The organism is Bacillus mycoides, assembly GCF_001757995.1.
Classification (GTDB): Bacteria; Bacillota; Bacilli; order Bacillales; family Bacillaceae_G; genus Bacillus_A; species Bacillus_A mycoides_B.
Genome location: NZ_LXLV01000067.1, coordinates 78,697 through 97,355, shown reverse-complemented (window position 1 = coordinate 97,355; position 18,659 = coordinate 78,697). Strand labels below are relative to the sequence as shown.

Here is an 18,659-nt window from a genome sequence, read left to right as displayed (position 1 = left end):
ATACATCTATCATTATAACTACAAACGATTCCAAAAACGACTCAATCATCGAGCTCCGATCGAATATCGAATTTCGATGGCTGCATAGTCTTTTTTACAGTTGTCTACTTGACGGGGATAAGTCCATATATGGGTGTCTTGTCTTTGTTTTTACTAATAAAGACACAGAAAGCGCCTTTATACATTCTACAATTAGTCCATTTGTTGTTGTTCTTCTTTTTGTAATTTTAAATGGTAATTGCTAAAAAGGAAAAGAGGATAAGAGTATGAGAGAACAATCCAAGTTCTAACGGCTTGTGAGAGATAATTCGAATGAAGAATGGAATATATAGCATGAAGTAAATAATGAGGAAAATGATTTTGGAAAATGAAAATGTAGGTATATTCATATCGAAGCCCTCCTTTTTCCAACTGTAGCATGAAGTGTTACATGGAAAATTCAATACATACGACAAATTGCGACAAGGGAGTTCATACATATTTGCTATTCTATTAAAGGTCATTATTTGTAATGTATATATAGGAGGATTTTTTAATGTTAAAGAAATTATTATTATTTTTACTTACAGGCTTATGTGTAGTTGTTTTAACAGCTTGTAAAGATGAAGAGGAAAAGCTGAAAGCAGCGGAAGAACAGAAAATAGATGAGAAGAAAGTTGAAGAAGGTAAGAAGGTAGAAGAGCAGCAAAAAGCAGAGGAAGAAAAACGTAAGCAAGAAGAGCAGCAAAAAGCAGAGGAAGAAAAACGGAAGCAAGAAGAGCAGCAAAAAGTAGAGGAAGAAAAACGTAAGCAAGAAGAGCAACAAAGAATAGAAGAAGAGAAGCATAAGCAAGAAGAGCAACAAAGAGTAGAAGAAGAAAAGCGTAAGCAAGAAGAGCAACAAAGAGTAGAAGAAGAGAAGCGTAAGCAAGAAGAGCAACAAAGAGTAGAAGAAGAGAAGCATAAGCAAGAGGAACAAAGAAAGATACAAGAGCAACAGAAAGCACAGCAACAACAGTCTACAAAACAAGAAAAAACAACACAAGCAACAGGTGGGAAACCGACAAGATCACAAATTTCGGTCGGTTCACATGTAGTTATTCAATTAGATAAAGATTATAGTAAAACTGTGAGCGGTGTTGTGAAAGATATTTTAACAAACACGGAAACACATACGTACGGAATTAAAGTTCGATTACAAGATGGACAAATTGGCCGTGTGCAAAGTGTTGGATAATGAAAAAAAGAGATTTCCTTTTTAGGAAATCTCTTTTTTTCTCGTTCGGTATGTAAAAGAAATAAAATATGTCATTATGTGGGGATTCGCATGAAAAGACGGTGTGTACATAATATGTTATGTTTATATAAGTAATATTTTATTGCGGTGCGAGGTGAAATTAATAAACAGAAAAGAGGGAATGAATTGAGGGGTAATTTTTCATTTCATCAGCCAAGAAGAAGTATATTAATTTCAGCGATGTTAAGTGGCCTAGTAACCCTATATGTAGTACCCACACTTTTTTTGATTTTAAAATATTTTAGTTTAGATGCGATAAAAGATATGTTAAATCAAAAAATTGTTTTAAGCATAATGACAATTTTGATGTGGGTTGTACTACTGTATGTTGCATATTTAAATAAAGGTATAGTTAATAAATTTAAACCGATTATTAGGATTTATATTAGAATGTTTTTAGTAGCCCATGTGGTTACTTTGCTTTTTATTTTTACGCAAAATAATATGGATCTCGTAAATACACTGAATTGGATTTACAATTATAATACACAGTTTATATTTAGTTTAATTGTAATTTATGCGATATATGTTTTGGTGTATAACGTGCTTGGGAAAGTTTTTTTGAGTACTATTTTGACAAGCATTTTGCTAATCATTTTGGCTATTGTAAATCACTTCAAAATTGTTTTTAGGGGAGACCCTCTATATCCTTCTGATTTTACACAGATTGGACATATGCAATCTGTTATACCGATGGTGATGGATTATTTTAGTTGGGGTTATATTCTTCTCGTTATTGTAAGTGTTGTTGCCTGTATTTTTGTGGGTATGTATATAAGGAAATATATTCAAAATGTAAAAGTTCATGCAGGTGTACGAGTTCTATTTATAATAGGATCCGTTTTTGTTTTATATGCGTATGGTAATTTTACGAATACGTTTATGAATAAATGGTTTCAAAAGTCGGGTATAGAGTTCGTTTTGTGGAATCAAAATGAAAATTATGCTTCGAATGGTTTTGTGTTAGGCTTTATAAGTAATTTAGATACGACAGTCATTGAAAAGCCGAAAGATTATTCAAAAGAAAATATGCTTCAAATAGCAAACGACATAAAGAAACAATATAGTAGCAATATAGGGGCGCAGAAGCAAAAAGAGAAACCGAATATTATTTTTGTAATGAGTGAATCGTTTTGGGATCCAACGAAATTAACGAATCTTTCCTTTAGTGAAGATCCTTTACCGAATTTACATCATTATATAGAAAGTTTTCCAGGTGGACAAACTATTTCGCCAACATTTGGAGGAAATACTGCGAACGTTGAATTTGAGGCGTTAACGAGTTATTCAATGAGTTTGTTAAAACCAGGATCTATACCATATCAGCAAGTTGTTACAAATAAGAAAGAAATTCCATCAATTCCTCGAGCTTTGAAAAATGAAGGGTATTATACAAGTGCAATTCATTCGTTCGGTCGCTCATTCTTTAAACGGGATGATGTATATAAAGTGTTAGGGTTTGATAAGTTTAATGCACAAGATACGATGGAAAATGTAGAAGGTGATGGAGATTATATTAGCAATTTATCTATGAGTAAAGAGATAATAGCTGAATTAGAGAAGCAAAAGAAACCTACTTTTATTCATGCGGTTACAATGCAAAATCATTTTCCATTTACAGAAGGAAGATTTGGCGAAAATCAAATAGAGATTAGTGGTTTAGAAAATGAAGAATCGAAGGCTGAATTAGAGACTTATACAGAAGGTTTAAGACGTTCAGATGAAGCTCTTCAATATTTAATAGAGGAGCTAGATAATTTAGATAGACCTACATTATTAGTATTCTTTGGGGACCATCTCCCATCACTAGGAACAAATAAATCTCTTTATAAAGAGACTGGTTATATAACGAATGAAAAAACGCCAAGTGAACGATTAGCGATGGCGCAAACGCCGTTATTAATGTATGCAAATTTTGAGATACCAAATGACAATTTAGGCTTAGTAAGTCCAATTTATTTTTCAAATCTTGTCTTTGGTTATGCTGGGTTAAATAAGGTACCGTTCTACCAATTTTTATCGAAGTTATATGAAGAAATTCCTGTACTTCGTGACGAATTGAGGATAGGAAAAGATGGAAAAGCAATAAAAAGTTTAACAGAAAAACAAAAAGAAATGCTAAAGCAATATGAGCTTATTCAATATGACTTACTTGTCGGAAAGCAATATAGTAAGGAGATATTATTTAAATAGGCGACAAAAAAAGAGCTTGTATACGATACAAGTTCTTTTTTTTATAGTATTTAACAGGGTAACCAGACAAGCTGGGTTTAGGGAGTATTACTTGTACATTTAGTATAAATTAAAATAGAATCGTTTTAATGATTGATTTGTGAGAAGTGTGTGAATTTTTCGTTTAGTGTATAATTGGATAATTTGTTTAATGCGTAAAAGAATATTTAAGATTGCTAAGCGTTTTTTTATTTAAAAATATATTAAAATTTCAGAAAAATCAGTTATAATAAAGTTGTGTGTTAATTTTAAAAAAAGAGGTGGGATATTGAAGAGTTTTTGGGGTGAGAAAATAACAGAATTTATCATTAGCATCGCAGTTATTCTTACTGTGAGCTACGTACCATTCTATTTCTTTCTAGGAAATAAGCTTGATTTTATTACATATTTACAGAGGTTAGCTTCTCCAAAGGAGATTGCACATATTGATACGAACACTATGCAGTCAATTCCCTTTTTTGAACGAATTATTGAACCTTATACGTATTCTATGACTATTCTTTTTATCGCTACTTGTTTAACAATTATCCTTTCAATTGGCCTTTCATTCGTATACTTATTAGTTTCTTCTAAAATTAAGCAGTGGATTGAGAGGTGTTTAATTTTAATAGAATCGGTTCCAGATTTGTTATTAATTTTTAGTTTACAGTTATTTGTTGTATGGATTTATAAACAGACAGGATATCGCTTTGTTACTATTTATGCGTTTAATGATGAACGCGCATATGTCTTACCTATTCTTTGTATGACTATCGTTCCAACTCTTCATTTTTTCCGTGTTATCGTTTTATTTTTAATGGAAGAGAAGAATAAGCCTTATGTGGAATTTGCTCGCGCAAAAGGATTTAGTAATAAATATATACTGTATGTTCATTTATTACGTAATATTATGTACCATTTATTAAATCACTTGCAGCCGCTTTTTTTGTTCATGATTTCAAGCCTTTTAATGGTAGAGGGAGCTTTTAATATTACGGGATATATGTCTTTCTTAATAAGGGCAGGCACTTTAAATCCTTTAACGATGGCATGGTGGATTCTTTTATTATTTGTTCCATTCTATATTCTATTTGCTATTATACATTACCGAGTGAATCGTATTACAGGAGGGGCTTCTCATGATATATAGAAACTTTGGCTCCAAACGTTTTTTGTGTGGTGTCCTTTACTTTGTAGGGATTGTTGTAATTAGTTATCTTATTACATGGTTTGGTAAGGATTTATATATGAGTAAGACAATTTGGCTGAAAGATGCGAATGGGGATGTTATTGCTGCAGCTCCGTTTAGTCCGCTTACAATACCACCACTCGGTACAGATCGTAATGGTTTTAATTTGTTTTTTCAATTACTAGTAGGTGCAAAGTTTACAATTTTATTTGTATTTGGTGTATGTGTTGTTCAAGTGTTTCTCGGTACTATATTAGGTGTAGCATTAGCTCATACACCATCTATAGTACAAAATTTATTTCAAAAAATATGTAAAGTATATTTCTTTATTCCGACAGTGCTATGGGCGATTTTGTGGATGTTTCCAATCATGTTACACAGTCAATTAACTGGATTTAATATGGATATTATTATAAAGCAGTTTGTGGTTCTTTGTTTTGCGCTGTTACCAGCTGTTATTCTATATGTGAATCAAGAAATCAATTTATTTATGAAAAATGAGTTTGTTACAACTTCGAAAATATTAGGTGCTTCAAAGTTTCGGATTATTAGAAAACATATATGGTTGTATTTAAAAGAAATTCTTGTCGTTCTTTTTTTACAGCAATTTGTTCAATTATTTACGTTATTAATTCATTTGGCGTTCTTTGGGATTTTAATAGGGGGACGAGGCGTAGATTATGATACGGGAAAACCATTCTCACTTACGAATGAATGGGCTGGTTTAATTGGTCTATACAAAAGTGAATTTTTAGCAGCACCATGGATTGTCATTGCACCATTACTATTCTTTACTGTTTCTATATTCGTTTTACATATGATGATTAAAGGAATAAAGAAAGAGCACGGTAACAGTCTATATTCTATGTATAAAAAGACAAAGAATGAGCCATATGTGCAAAGACAGGAAAAGAAGGACATAGATAAATCATTGTTCATTCCGGTATCTTCTAAATCGATAGAAAAAGGTAGTTAAGAAAAAAGAATTTGCCGTAAGGGCAAATTCTTTTTTTACTGTAGCGGAACTATGAATTTAAAAATTTTATTAGTTCTTTATTTAATTCATCCGCTTGATCGATTGGAGAGCCGTGGCCGCTATTTGTAAGAGGATATAGTTCAGAGTTTTTAATTCGCTCTTTTGTTAGCTCAGCACTTTTGTAAGGAATGAGTTGGTCGTGAACACCGTGAAATATTTTTGTTGGGACGTTAATTTTACTTAAGTCCTTCGTTACGTCTTCGTTTGCAGCTGCTTGCAAAATTTTGATGAGAGCATAAGAAGCGGACTGCATACCGAGATAAGAAAACCATTCTAGTGTAGCCGCTCCTAAGTTTCTATTAAAAAATGATAAAGATACATCATTAAGAAATTTAGGTAAATTTGCATACATTTGAGCAATCAGAGCATCTGCTTGTTCTTTCGGTACGCCGTAAGGGGATTCTTGGTTTTTCACGAAAGAAGGAGAGACAGCATCCACTAATGCAAGTTTGGAAATACGACGCCCATTATATCGTGACATATACCGAATAGAGAGAGCGCCACCGACTGAGAAGCCGACTAACGTAGCGTTTTCTATTTGAAGAGCTTCTAGTACAATTGCGATATCATCAGCTAAACGATCATAAGTGTAACCAGTCCATGGTTTATCAGATTGCCCGTTTCCTCGTATATCCATGGCGATGCAGCGGAAACCATGTTGTGGTAAGATATTAAATTGATATTGGTACATTTGATGATTTAAAGGCCAGCCATGAACGAAGAAGACTGGTTTACTTCCGGGGCCTGGGTTAATATCCTCAACAAAAATGTGTACATCTTTTTCAACTGTAACGAACACGATGTATCCTCCTCATGCATTTTAATAGGCTCTCTCCCAAAAGCGCTGTTTTGTCATTGCCTGAATAAATTCATTCGCAAGTAATGTAGGGTTTTGTTCTGTTATAACGCCAGGTTTTCCTTCGATGTTTAAAGATTGAATAATAGTGGTTCCATTTTGGAAAGCGCCGATTGGCTTAAAGTGATTATATGATTCTACGACAAATGAACTTGCCTTGTTAAGAAAATGATCATCAATATTTCCACCAATAAGAAGTAGACCATCGTAAAGAAGTGGTGATCCAGTTAAGAAAGTATCATTTACATCCCACTGTCCATTTTGAGAGCCTTGCACAAAACCTAATCGTTCGGAAATAATAACTGGCTGAAGGCCGGATTGTTTTAATTGATTTATAATATATTGTGAGTTTTGACCGTCATATCCGTTTGCGACAATGACTCCTACTCTTAATGTATTTGGGCTGAATGTTGTATTTGCCATACTTAGTGCGGGTGAGGATTTTGTAACATGTGATTCTTGAACATTTGGTACTGTTGCCCCAACTGCTTCAGCTACTAAAGTAGCTAATTCTGTACTAATATGACCAATCATCCTTACGACTTGTTGGCGAACTGATTTACTTTTTACTTTTCCTAATTCAAAGGAGAAGGCCTGCATAATATGGATTTTTTCGACGTGGCTCATACTATTCCAAAATAAACGGGCTTGTGAGAAGTGGTCTTTAAAACTAGCGGCTGTTTCTCTCGTTTTATGTCCAGAAACAGTAGAAGGATATGTAACGAAACCGCCTTTTGTACCAGGTACAGTAAAGGGAGAGTTATTAGCTAAAGAGTTATTATGGTAAGCGACTTTTCCTTTATCAATTATATATTTAGACGCACCATCTCTTTGATTGTTATGAAAAGGACATACCGGGCGGTTAATCGGTAACTCTTGATAGTTTGTACCGACGCGGGCTAATTGCGTATCTGTATAAGAAAAGAGTCTACCTTGTAAGAGAGGATCATTTGTAAAATCAATACCGCGGACGATACTTCCAGGGTGTAGTGCGACTTGTTCTGTTTCCGCAAATACGTTATCAACGTTCCGATTTAACGTCATTTTTCCGATGATTTTAACAGGGAAGTCTTCTTCTGGCCAAATTTTCGTTGCATCTAATATATCGAAATCGTACTTAAATTCATCCTCTTCTTCTAAAATTTGAATACCAAGTTCGTACTCAGGGTAGTTTCCAGCATTAATATTTTCCCATAAATCACGGCGATGGTAATCAGGATCAGCACCGCCTAATTTTTGAGCTTCATCCCAAATTAATGAGTGCACACCAAGCTTTGGTTTCCAGTGAAATTTTATAAAGCGGGACTTTCCATTTTTATTAACTAAACGAAATGTATGAACGCCAAACCCTTGCATCATTCGAAAACTTCTTGGAATTGCGCGATCCGACATAATCCACATCATCATCGCAGCTGATTCTTGATTATTGGCGATAAAGTCCCAAAAAGTATCGTGTGCTGTTTGCCCTTGGGGAATCTCATTATGTGGCTCGGGTTTAAGAGCGTGAATAAGATCGGGAAATTTAATACCATCTTGAATGAAGAAAATTGGAATGTTGTTTCCTACTAAATCGAAATTTCCTTCCTCTGTATAAAACTTAACAGCGAACCCTCGTACATCCCGGTTCGTTTCATTTGCACCTTTTGATCCCGCTACTTCAGAGAAACGAACGAAAAGCGGCGTTTTTTTGAAGGGTCTTGTAGAAAGTCGGCCATTGTTAGCCCTTCTAAAGATTCATATAGCTCGAAAACGCCATGTGCGCCGTATCCTCGTGCATGAACGACTCGCTCAGGAATTCGTTCACGGTCAAAATGAGAAAGCTTTTCTCGCATAAGGAAATCTTCTAGAAGGGTAGGACCACGATCGCCGGCGGTTAAAGAGTTTTCATCATTTGAAATTTTAACACCCGTATTCGTCGTCATCTCTTTTCCTTCATTGTTTTTCGTAAAGGATTGTAACTGTTCTATCTTCTTATTTTCACGACCGTCCATATAAAGCACCTCCCATATTATACGTATTATTGTTCATGGTTTTTATGCTTACATATGGTTTGGAGAAGTATATTATCTATGGATTGATTTTCCTCATTTGTTCAATTTATCTTTGTTTGTCTATGAAAATCATTTATTATAATAAATGGTATTCTTTTGAAGGGGTGTTGAAGTGGGAGAGAGTTTTCTATCAGCTAAAGAAGAAAAGACAAACGCTAAGATTTTCTTATGGGTAATACATGTTATTTTAATTGTATATGAGGTTGCATACGCAATTATATTAGAAGATACAATGCCTTTAGGAAATTGGCATAAAGTGATATGGAAGCTTGTATATATTATGGCTATATTAGGTATTAGTGTTTACTTATTTGAGAGAGGAAAAGCATATTTAGTTAAATATACATATTTATTTGCATACATAATCGCAGAGGTTTTTAACATTGGATGGTATGCTTTTCATAATACAATAGCATTTGATGAAGGGAATATAATTGAATTTATTTTCATTTTCTTCGTACCGATATTTTTGAGTAAAAGGTATTTATTTGTCTTAGCACCATTTCTTATAGGGAAGTATATGATATACCTATTTGTATTTGGGCAACTTAACTTGTTTCTACCTCTTGTTATAAGTATGTTGTTGCTTTTCGTGTCATTTATTATTTTAAATCGATTTTTACAATATCTTTCAGCGGTAAAGAAAAGTATTGCAGAGACAAGTCAGTTACAAAAATTGGCGGTTATCGGAAAAATGGCAGCGACAGTCGGACATGAAATTAAAAACCCACTGGCTTCATTAAAAGGGTTTACGCAATTACAAAAAGAGAAACACGAAAAAGATGCAACATATGGACAAATGATTCTTGAAATAGAAAATATGAATAACATGATTAGCGAATTAATGGAGGTTGCTACGTGTAAACCTTCTGTTTATGAAAAACACATTGTAAGTGATGTTGTAGTAGAGGCAGTAGAAAATATGCGCGAAAAAATGGATGAGTTAAATATAAATTTCCATTTTAATGAAGATCAAAATAGAAGTGAAATTGAATGTGATAAACGTAAATTAAAAGGAGTATTTTTGTATGTTATTAAAAATGCTTTAGAGGCAATGGAACATGGCGGAACATTAAAAATACAAGTTGAAAATAAAAAAAGAGATTACGTAATAGTAAGTATAGTAGATAGTGGTTTTGGGATAAAAAAGGCTAATTTAGGAAGAGTTAAGGATGCTTTTTATACAACAAAGCAAGATAGAATTGGATTAGGTCTTACGGTAGCAGAGCGAATTATGACAGAGCATCGTGGAGAATTACACATTTCTAGTGAAGTAAAGAAAGGAACGAGAGTGGAAATACTGCTCCCGGAAAAATGTGAGCGCAATGTGACACAAGATTAAGAGGTGTTGTTAAAGGAGCTATCATATGGAAAAAGGCAATATATTTGAAAAAGAAGAGATAAAGGCGTTAAAAATATTTTTAAGCTTATTCTTCTTTATATTTTTTGCGTATGATTTCGCTGAAAAGGCTATTGTCTTTTTATCAGATGAAAATCAAAAACTAGCAGATGTTTTTGGAGAAGGATTAGGTCCATGGCTATATAGTTTGATGATTGGATTATTCTTTATCGGACTTTATTTTATGAAATGGAAAAATCCGTATATTGTGAAGTATATTATTTTAATTGGCTATAATATATTGGATTTTATTAATAACTTCATTATTTATTACGGAAGTGATGCGGAATTTGATGGCGGGAATGTAGTAGAAGGATTCTTTATTTTATTTGCACCGATATTTGTGAATAAGAGATACTTTTGGTTAGTTGCCGGAACTATTGTGGGCAAATATGCACTGATGGGATTCGTTGTTCAATCCTTTATTATTCTTATCCCAATAGCATTATGTAGCGTATTCGCTATTATATGTTGGATTATATTTTTAAGATTACAATCTTACGTTCGTACACTTGAAATGATGGACAAAGAAATACAAAAGGTAGAAAAATTAGCGATGGTTGGAAAAATGGCAACAGTAATTGGCGATAAGATTAGAAGACCGTTAGCAAAATTAAAAAAGCTTGTGAACAAGCAAGCGAAAAAACATCCAGAAGATAAGATTTATAGTGAAATTATGAGGCAGGAAGTAGAGCGAATTCATACAATTGCTACAGAGCTAAATGGGTTTGAGAAATCTAAATCGGTAGAAACCGAAACTCATAATATTAAAGAAATCATCTCTTATGTTATCAGAGTTATGGAAAAGCCAGCTTTAGAACAAGGAATAAAAATGCATGCTATTTATAGTAAAGATATACCTTCAATTACATGTGATGAAAAACGATTGAAACAAGTATTTTTTAATTTAATAAAAAATGCGATTGAAGCAATGTCAGTTGGCGGAACTATTACTGTGAAAGTTATAGTGGAAGATGTAATCATTGTTCAAGTTATAGATGAGGGATGTGGTATTCCAAAAGATAAAATTCCGAAGCTAAATGAAGCTTTTTACACAACGAAAGAAACTGGAACAGGCCTAGGATTAGTAGTTACGGAAAAAATTATTAAAGATCACGACGGCAAATTGAACTTTGAAAGCGAAGTTGGAGTTGGAACGACTGTTGAGATTATGTTGCCGGTTTAACAGTGGGATATTTTAAAAAGGGGAAATCACTTTCTTGAGAGTGATTTCCTTTTTCATTGTGGATGGAGGTACGGAATTTCAATAGAGGGGATGTGTACAATATTGATATATTGTACAAATTCACGATCCAAAATATGGGTGTTTTAAAACGGAAGTATATAATGAATTTGTCTGTTATTTGTTTTTATTTATTTGTAATTTTTCGGCCTCGGTAGCGAGTTTTTTTGGAAAATGAATGATTTGCAAGTGTGGGTTATATATCAGTGATTAGAAAAATAGAGTATACAGCACTTGCTGTAATCCCGGGGGTAATATAAAGAGATATCGCATCCCCCCTCGAAACCGGGTTTCCAGTTGTAATACTAGTCCAAGTTACATTGGCAGGTCCAGGTGCTGGAGTAGGGTTATATACTTGAGGTTGTCTAGAGCCAATATCTGTAGGTTTAATTGAAAATGTCATAGTCCCCGTAATTTTATCTGTAGTAGTTAAAGTAATAGTAGATAGAATGTAACTAGGGGTAGGAGCCGAGAGGTTTGTTGGGACATTCTTGCAAATATCAATCGTATAAACAGCAGCGGGTAAGTTATTAATATTTATAGATGCAGAAAAACCAACTATATTTCCAGCTCCAGCAGTTACATACGGAATAACGTTAGAATCAATTCCTGGAGAACCTGCTATACGTTGAAATCCAGCATTCGTCCCTTGAAAAACAATACTTTTCGCTGTTGAACTACCAGTAGGTCCAGTGACGCCGGTAGAACCAGTGTTGCCAGTAGGTCCAGTGATGCCGGTAGAACCAGTGGCACCAGTAGGTCCAGTGATGCCGGTAGAACCAGTGATGCCAGTAGGTCCAGTGATGCCGGTAGAACCAGTGGCACCAGTAGGTCCAGTGATGCCGGTAGAACCAGTGGCACCAGTAGGTCCAGTGATCCCAGTAGAACCAGTAGAACCAGTAGAACCAGTTGTTCCAGTAGCCCCAGTAGGCCCACCTTCTACTAATACGATATAATCTGGGGACACATTCGGAAACCCTTGAGGTGCATCTTTTTTTACAACATAGCCGCTACTCGTGTAAGTCACAACTTGTCCCGTTTTATAGTTGGGAGCGGCTGCTAGACTAAAAGCGGTAGTACTTTGTAAACCGGTCCCGGTAGGTCCGGCATTGCCAGTAGGACCTGTAGCGCCAGTAGGTCCAGTGCTTCCGATAGAACCACTGTTGCGTCTACCGTCACAACTAAAGCAATTGCGTTGGTACATATATTGTCTCCTTTCTATAGTTTTGAAAATCTAGTTTTAAAAGTAGAACCACTATATATATATTGTAGATTCTATATTTTTGTGTGGCCGATTGTATTGTGTATATAGATTTCAAAAGTAGGGGGAGGTTTTATTAGTTCTATAACCACCATATCTCCTGTGGAAGCAAAGTAACATCTACATCAAAATTCTCTTTAAACCAATCGTACATCAATGTCTCTTTCACTAAATATTCAGAGGCAGAGTGTGACACACCGATGAGCGACATGTTTGTTTCTTTCACATAATCCATAATGAGCGAGTATTTATGTCTGCCGTAATCATTGTCGATATGGCAATGGATCTCTCCTGTAATATATGCTTCAGCACCTTTTTCTTCTGCTTCTTTCATTAAAGATACGACATCGCCACATCCAGCGATAATTGCAATTTTCTTGATGGAATCATGTTGTTTACCTTCGAAGTCTGTATAGGGAATGTTGAAGAGTTGTTTTAGACGTTTTTGGAGTTTTTCTGTTGTTGTTTCATCTATTTCACAAATGAGTCCGACTGGTTCTTTTTCTGGACCTCCATATGCAAAGCCGTCAACTACAGTAGCGTTTAATGCTGTTGCAATTGAAATGCTCGTTCCATACGTTTGATGAAAATCCATTGGACCGTGACATGTATATATAGAAAGTTTCTTTTCTTTTATCGCCTGCAAATATTTTGATGGAATTGGAATAAATCCTCGCCCTGATTTTCCGAGTGGATCACCACACTCCATCACAAGTGGATGGTGCATGAAGAGTAAATCACCTGGCATGGATTGTGAAATGAATTTTTCGAGAACATCATCAGTTGGGAACACAGCTAAAAAGATTGTGTTTACATTTTCAGCACCTCTTATCATAAGACCGTTAAATAGCTTAACAAAATTTGCTTCGAAAAATTGTTGCCATGGAAATTGGATTTGATCATATGTAGCTGGAATGAAGCGACTAAAGGCACTGTCTTTTCCGTATTTTTCAATTTGGAATAAATGATTAAGTGATTGTTCTATTTCTTTTAAGGCTGGCATGTTTGGTAATCCTCCTTAAGATAATTCTTACTTTGTTAGCTGTTTTTATTTTTCATAGCAAAATAAGAAGCGGATGTAAAACAAATAAAACCTAGAATCCAGCCAATAGAAGGAGCGTAGGGAAGTATGTGTTGTAATATCATGCCGCTAGAGATAAAAAAGCTACCTAATAGACCTAAGAAAATGGGGTATCGCCGTAATTTGAACATCGATGATACAACCTCCTTTATCACATATATTGTATATTAGTCTTAATTTTCTGTATACAATAAATGGATGGAATTAAGAAAAAGAATGGTACAATATATGAATGATATGAGAAGAGAGGATGTAGATTCACGCATGTACGTTACTGTAACAGAGGCAGCATATAAAAAGATTATGGATACGATTCCAAGTGAAGCGAAATATATAAAGCTATTTTATGATAATGAAGGTTGCGGTTGTGTCATGAGTGGGATTATTGATTTAGTAGCCGTTTCAGAGAAAGATGAGCGCGATGTAGATATTGAATCGAGTGTACTGAACTTTATTGCAGATCGTACAAAGCTTGTATTTATGGATGATAAGTTAACGGTTGATTGGCATGAAGTTGGAGGAACTTTTCAGCTGAAGAGCCCAAGCCAGTTTTATAATCCGAATATGAAGTTACATGTTCGAGTATAATGAAGAGAGAGGGAGTATATAATATGCTCCTTTTTCTTATGGATTTTTTCACATAATGAAATGTACATCTGATTGAATTTTCTGTATAATTCTCTTTGCGGAGGGGATTGCGCATGAAAAGATGGGGAATTGAGTTATTAATTTTAAGTGTCGTTATTATTTGGGGGATTAACTATACGATTGCGAAATACGGACTTTTAGAATTTACAGCGATTGAGTTTACTGCAGTTCGAATGATGGCAGCAGCACCACTATTATTATTACTTACGTTCTTTATTGAAAAGTCACTTTATATGGAGCGAAAAGATATACCAAGATTAATCATTGTTAGCACGGTAGGTATTGTACTGTATCAAACGCTATTCATGGAAACGGTACAATATACATCGGCTACAAATGCCTCTTTACTCATTTCTATTTCACCTATTTTTACAACTTTATTTTCGATTTTCTTGAAACAAGAAAAATTTTCTTCTCGAAAGTTAGTTGGTTCCATGATTGCCTTTGTTGGTGCTACATTAGTTTTAGTAGCGGGGCATTCACTCGCTAGTTCTTTCTACGGAAATGGGATTGGACTGATTACATCAATATGTTGGGGACTTTATCCTGTATTAGCAGGGCCGCTTATTAAAAAATACTCAGCATTACGTGTTACTGCATGGTCGACATTAGTTGGAGCGGTTCCGCTCTTATTGTTAAGTGGTCCACATGTATTTGTAATGCCATTTCACATTACACACGGGATGACATGGTTTGCCTTGCTCTATTCTATTTTCTTTGTAACGGTATTTGGTTTAGTTATGTGGTATGTTGGTGTACAAAAAATTGGTGCGTCGCACACGATGGTATATATGTATATTACACCGCTCGTAGCTGTTTTATTTGCTGCAGTATGGGCAAATGAATATGTATCGTTACAACAAATTATCGGTGGAATTATCATTTTCTTCGGTCTATGGTTTGTGAAATCAGAGAAAGTAGAATCTCATTCTATCGTGCAAGAACCTATATCAAAATAGGAAAACAGATCACCTATGATCTGCTTTCCTATTTTTTTATTTTTGGTAAGAAGATGAGAAACAAGATAGCAGTAATAAGTGGAATTAAATTAAGAAAAGGAATGCGGAAGAGTGTAATTAGAATAATTCCTGGAAGAAGAACACCGAGGACAGCATAGAAAATACTATGTTTTTTCGTGTACCAATATAATGAAAGTCCAATAAGTGCAGGAACAATGAGATGAATGAGAGCCATTAAAAAATAAATCATTAGACGCCCCCTTTATTTATGTGCTTATTACATCATATCCGTATGTTCATAGATTGATATCAATTTTTTCATAAATGGACGGAAAATGTTTGGAAAAACGTCACATTTATGAGGGATTCTATATTAGAAATCTTGTATAATATTATTTTCTAAAAGCATTTTAACAACATAAACATACCGTTTATGTTGTTTTTAATTTGAATGAAATAGATGTGTAAATGAATTTTTAAGTAGTATGGACTCGTTTATTAATGATGAACTGAACGAGTTATACAGCTTTTGTTGGATAAATAGAAAAAACATTGAAGGGGAGTACAGCATGATTAGTATGTCATTAAGGTCGTTTAAAATTCAATCGTATTATTTACTAGGTATTCTGTTATTAGGCTGGATGTTAACACCGTTCTCAGCACATTTTCTAGGTGCAGGAATTGGACTTATTGTAAGCATGTATTGTGTTTGGATTTTAGGAAGGCGTATCGAAAAGCTTGGAGATAGTATCGTAAAGAAGACGAAAGCACCAACGCTCGGTATGTTTAATCGCTTTGCAGCTGCCATTTTGGGTGCTATTATTATGTACGAAATTGAGCATCATATGGTAATGTGGGCATTTGCAGTAGGAATTATGGGTGGTTATTTCTTAATCGTTATTAATTTAGGATATTATAGTATGAAGGATGAAGAAGAATTAACAAAGAGCTAAAAAAGATAAAAAGATGAAAAGCCTCTTTTTAGATGGAACAGAGGATCCAGCGGTGGATAGAAGCGGTTAGGGCCTTTTTTAGCCCCATGCGATGTGAAACCAGAAGGATGTAGTGAGTCGGAAAAGAGTTTATGTATTCGAAGCCGTGGTTTGTATGTGTGAAAATCCGAGTATATCAATTGAAAATTAGGTTTGGAACTTTTTCAGATGGAATAGAGGATCCAGCTGTGGATAGAAGCGGTCAGACCCCTTTTTTAGCCCTATACGGTGTGAAAGAAAAAGGAGAGAATGAGTGAGAAATCTGTTTGCTGTGATTTGTATGTGGGTAAATTAAAGAATATATAGAAAGAAGCTTACGCGAAAAACGTAAGCTTCTTTTTTATGTAAGTATGTGTAACCGTTAAGCCGCATTGGGTTTTGTCGGTGAGTACGCGAAACTTTTGGCTACACGATACTTATTCATATGAGTAAAGGGTTATTGCAACAGAAAGTTTATATATTAAGCGATTGGACCGCCTAAGTTAATAATATCTTCAGAAACGCTATCGAACTTTGTGAAGTTTTCTTTAAATTCGTTTGCAAGCTCAATTGCTTTTGCTTTGTAAGCCTCTTTATCAGCCCAAGTTTGTTCAGGCATTAATACTTCGTCAGGTACACCTGGAACGTGACGAGGTACTTCAAGGCCAAAGATGTCGTGTTTTGCAGTTTCAGCTTTAGCAAGTTCACCGCTTAGTGCTGCTTGAATCATTGCACGAGTGTAACCTAAGTTCATACGTTTACCAACGCCGTATTCGCCACCAGTCCACCCAGTGTTTACTAAGAATACTTTCGCATCATGTTTCTCGATTTTTTCACCTAGCATTTCAGCATAGCGAGATGCATCAAGTGGTAAGAACGGTGAACCGAAGCAAGTAGAGAATGTAGCTTGCGGAGATGTAACACCGCGCTCTGTACCTGCTAGCTTACTAGTGTAACCGCTTAAGAAATGGTACATAGCTTGCTCTTTTGATAACTTACTGATTGGAGGCAATACGCCAGATGCGTCAGCAGTTAAGAAAATAATTGTATTTGGATGTCCTGCAACACTTGGCAGTACGATATTGTCAATCGCATGCATAGGGTATGCAGCACGTGTATTTTCTGTTAAAGTAGTATCGTTATAGTCAGCGATGCGTGTTTGGCCATCAATGACAACGTTTTCTAAAACTGAACCAAATTTGATTGCATCGAAGATTTGTGGTTCTTTCTCATGAGAAAGGTTTACACATTTTGCATAGCAACCGCCTTCAATATTGAATACACCGTTATCAGACCAACCGTGCTCATCGTCACCGATTAATTTACGGTTTGGATCAGCAGATAATGTTGTTTTGCCTGTTCCAGATAAACCGAAGAATAGTGCTACGTCGCCTTCTTCGCCTACGTTTGAAGAGCAGTGCATAGAAAGAATGTCTTGTTCAGGTAGTAAGAAGTTCATAATAGAGAAGATTGATTTTTTCATTTCTCCAGCGTATTCTGTACCACCGATTAGTACGATACGTTTTTCGAATGAAACCATAATGAATGCTTCAGAATTTGTACCGTCAATTGCTGGATCTGCTTTGAAGTTTGGTGCAGAAACAATTGTGAACTCTGATTCGTGAGTTGTTAATTCTTCTTCAGTTGGACGAATAAATAATTGATGTACGAACAAATTATGCCATGCATATTCGTTAACAACTTGAATTGGTAGGCGATAGTTGCGATCAGCGCCAGCAAATCCTTTGAAGACGAATAACTCTTCTTTTTCTTTTAAGTATTCTAAAACTTTTGTATATAATTTATTAAAATGTTCTTCAGAGATCGGTTGGTTCACGGCTCCCCAAGCAATTTTGTCAGCAACCGATGCTTCCTTCACAATAAATTTATCTTTAGGAGAACGTCCTGTGTATTTTCCTGTTGAAGCAGAAACGGCACCAGTAGAAGTTAATTTCCCTTCGTTTCGCATTAATACTTTTTCCACTAATTGCGGAACACTTAATTGAATCTGTGCATTGCTTCCGTTCAATAATTCATGTAAACCAATTTGGACATTCACAGTACTCATATTTATATACCATCCTTTTCATTTAATGAAATATTTCTCGTAATCCCCATCAAGAGTATAACACAATTATATAAATAATGTATACTATTTATTTATTTTTGTTTGTGTGAATGTATCATTTCCTTATTTATATTTCATTCTATCCGTATTGAGAAAAACTTTCAGGAAAATGTGAATATTAATTGACAAATGAATATCATTTCTTTAGTATAGGTTGGGACGGATACTCTCTTATCCCGAGCTGGCGGAGGGACAGGCCCGATGAAGCCCAGCAACCTCACTTGTAGTGGTAAATACAGGTGAATAGGTGCTAAAACCTGTGCGAGGCTAATGGTCTCGAACGATAAGAGCAAAGGGCAAAAAGCAGTATGCAAGTAGCAAATTAAACCTTTCCTCTATGTTAAGTAGGA

General features: G+C 35.0%; 16 protein-coding genes, 1 pseudogene and 1 riboswitch. Of the genes and pseudogenes, 10 read left to right on the top strand and 7 right to left on the bottom strand.

Annotation, left to right across the window (positions count from 1 at the left end; all coding sequences use genetic code 11):
* Positions 1-4: 4 nt before the first annotated feature.
* Complete coding sequence (locus BWGOE10_RS34095; protein ID WP_367890491.1) at positions 5-88, top strand: hypothetical protein; 84 nt, start codon at positions 5-7, stop codon at positions 86-88.
* Between the two features lie 139 nt (positions 89-227).
* Here BWGOE10_RS34095 and BWGOE10_RS32995 read toward each other — a convergent pair whose 3' ends face one another.
* Positions 228-389, bottom strand: coding sequence for a hypothetical protein (locus BWGOE10_RS32995; RefSeq protein ID WP_171903138.1), 162 nt, complete (start codon positions 387-389; stop codon positions 228-230).
* 146 nt (positions 390-535) lie between these two features.
* Between BWGOE10_RS32995 and BWGOE10_RS23830 the strand changes: the two genes are divergently transcribed.
* The 4 genes from BWGOE10_RS23830 (at position 536) to BWGOE10_RS23815 (ending at position 5,652) form a co-directional block, all read left to right on the top strand.
* Positions 536-1,216 carry a YwbE family protein gene (locus BWGOE10_RS23830; protein WP_070145224.1) on the top strand — a complete coding sequence of 227 codons (681 nt, stop codon included), beginning with the start codon at positions 536-538 and terminating at the stop codon, positions 1,214-1,216.
* A gap of 186 nt (positions 1,217-1,402) precedes the next feature.
* Positions 1,403-3,469: an LTA synthase family protein gene (locus BWGOE10_RS23825; RefSeq protein ID WP_070145223.1), complete on the top strand. Its 2,067-nt coding sequence runs from the start codon at positions 1,403-1,405 to the stop codon at positions 3,467-3,469.
* Positions 3,470-3,776: 307 nt separating this feature from the next.
* The gene (locus BWGOE10_RS23820) at positions 3,777-4,637 is read left to right on the top strand and encodes an ABC transporter permease subunit (protein WP_070145222.1); all 861 of its coding nucleotides are present in this window, start codon (positions 3,777-3,779) and stop codon (positions 4,635-4,637) included.
* A complete protein-coding gene (locus tag BWGOE10_RS23815; protein ID WP_070145221.1) occupies positions 4,627-5,652 on the top strand; it encodes an ABC transporter permease subunit in 1,026 nt (341 codons plus the stop codon). The genes BWGOE10_RS23820 and BWGOE10_RS23815 overlap by 11 nt, the downstream gene beginning before the upstream one ends.
* Positions 5,653-5,701: 49 nt before the next feature.
* Here BWGOE10_RS23815 and BWGOE10_RS23810 read toward each other — a convergent pair whose 3' ends face one another.
* Both BWGOE10_RS23810 and BWGOE10_RS23805 read right to left on the bottom strand, forming a co-directional pair.
* A complete protein-coding gene (locus tag BWGOE10_RS23810) occupies positions 5,702-6,511 on the bottom strand; it encodes an alpha/beta fold hydrolase (RefSeq protein WP_070145220.1) in 810 nt (269 codons plus the stop codon).
* Positions 6,512-6,532: 21 nt separating this feature from the next.
* Positions 6,533-8,559 (bottom strand): annotated as a pseudogene (locus BWGOE10_RS23805) (catalase).
* 172 nt (positions 8,560-8,731) lie between these two features.
* Between BWGOE10_RS23805 and BWGOE10_RS23800 the strand changes: the two are divergent.
* Together BWGOE10_RS23800 and BWGOE10_RS23795 are read left to right on the top strand one after the other, a co-directional pair.
* The gene (locus BWGOE10_RS23800) at positions 8,732-9,961 is read left to right on the top strand and encodes an ATP-binding protein (RefSeq protein WP_070145219.1); all 1,230 of its coding nucleotides are present in this window, start codon (positions 8,732-8,734) and stop codon (positions 9,959-9,961) included.
* 25 nt (positions 9,962-9,986) lie between these two features.
* Positions 9,987-11,204 carry an ATP-binding protein gene (locus tag BWGOE10_RS23795; protein WP_070145218.1) on the top strand — a complete coding sequence of 406 codons (1,218 nt, stop codon included), beginning with the start codon at positions 9,987-9,989 and terminating at the stop codon, positions 11,202-11,204.
* Positions 11,205-11,457: 253 nt separating this feature from the next.
* Here the strand turns inward: BWGOE10_RS23795 and BWGOE10_RS23790 are convergent, their stop codons facing one another.
* Complete coding sequence (locus BWGOE10_RS23790) at positions 11,458-12,465, bottom strand: collagen-like protein (protein ID WP_070145217.1); 1,008 nt, start codon at positions 12,463-12,465, stop codon at positions 11,458-11,460.
* 139 nt (positions 12,466-12,604) lie between these two features.
* Positions 12,605-13,525, bottom strand: a complete 921-nt coding sequence (locus BWGOE10_RS23785; protein ID WP_070145216.1) for a Nif3-like dinuclear metal center hexameric protein — start codon at positions 13,523-13,525, stop codon at positions 12,605-12,607.
* 342 nt (positions 13,526-13,867) lie between these two features.
* Between BWGOE10_RS23785 and BWGOE10_RS23780 the strand changes: the two genes are divergently transcribed.
* Positions 13,868-14,191: an iron-sulfur cluster biosynthesis family protein gene (locus BWGOE10_RS23780; RefSeq protein WP_070145227.1), complete on the top strand. Its 324-nt coding sequence runs from the start codon at positions 13,868-13,870 to the stop codon at positions 14,189-14,191.
* Positions 14,192-14,304: 113 nt separating this feature from the next.
* A complete protein-coding gene (locus BWGOE10_RS23775; protein ID WP_070145215.1) occupies positions 14,305-15,210 on the top strand; it encodes a DMT family transporter in 906 nt (301 codons plus the stop codon).
* Positions 15,211-15,238: 28 nt separating this feature from the next.
* On the opposite strand, the gene BWGOE10_RS23770 is transcribed toward BWGOE10_RS23775, so the two are convergent.
* A complete protein-coding gene (locus BWGOE10_RS23770) occupies positions 15,239-15,460 on the bottom strand; it encodes a hypothetical protein (RefSeq protein ID WP_002123250.1) in 222 nt (73 codons plus the stop codon).
* Between the two features lie 319 nt (positions 15,461-15,779).
* On the opposite strand from BWGOE10_RS23770, the gene BWGOE10_RS23765 reads away from it, so the two are divergent.
* A complete protein-coding gene (locus BWGOE10_RS23765; protein WP_070145214.1) occupies positions 15,780-16,163 on the top strand; it encodes an ATP synthase subunit I in 384 nt (127 codons plus the stop codon).
* A gap of 499 nt (positions 16,164-16,662) precedes the next feature.
* Here BWGOE10_RS23765 and pckA read toward each other — a convergent pair whose 3' ends face one another.
* A complete protein-coding gene (gene pckA, locus BWGOE10_RS23760; RefSeq protein WP_070145213.1) occupies positions 16,663-18,249 on the bottom strand; it encodes a phosphoenolpyruvate carboxykinase (ATP) in 1,587 nt (528 codons plus the stop codon).
* Positions 18,250-18,477: 228 nt separating this feature from the next.
* A riboswitch (SAM riboswitch) is annotated at positions 18,478-18,599 on the top strand.
* Positions 18,600-18,659 lie beyond the last annotated feature (60 nt).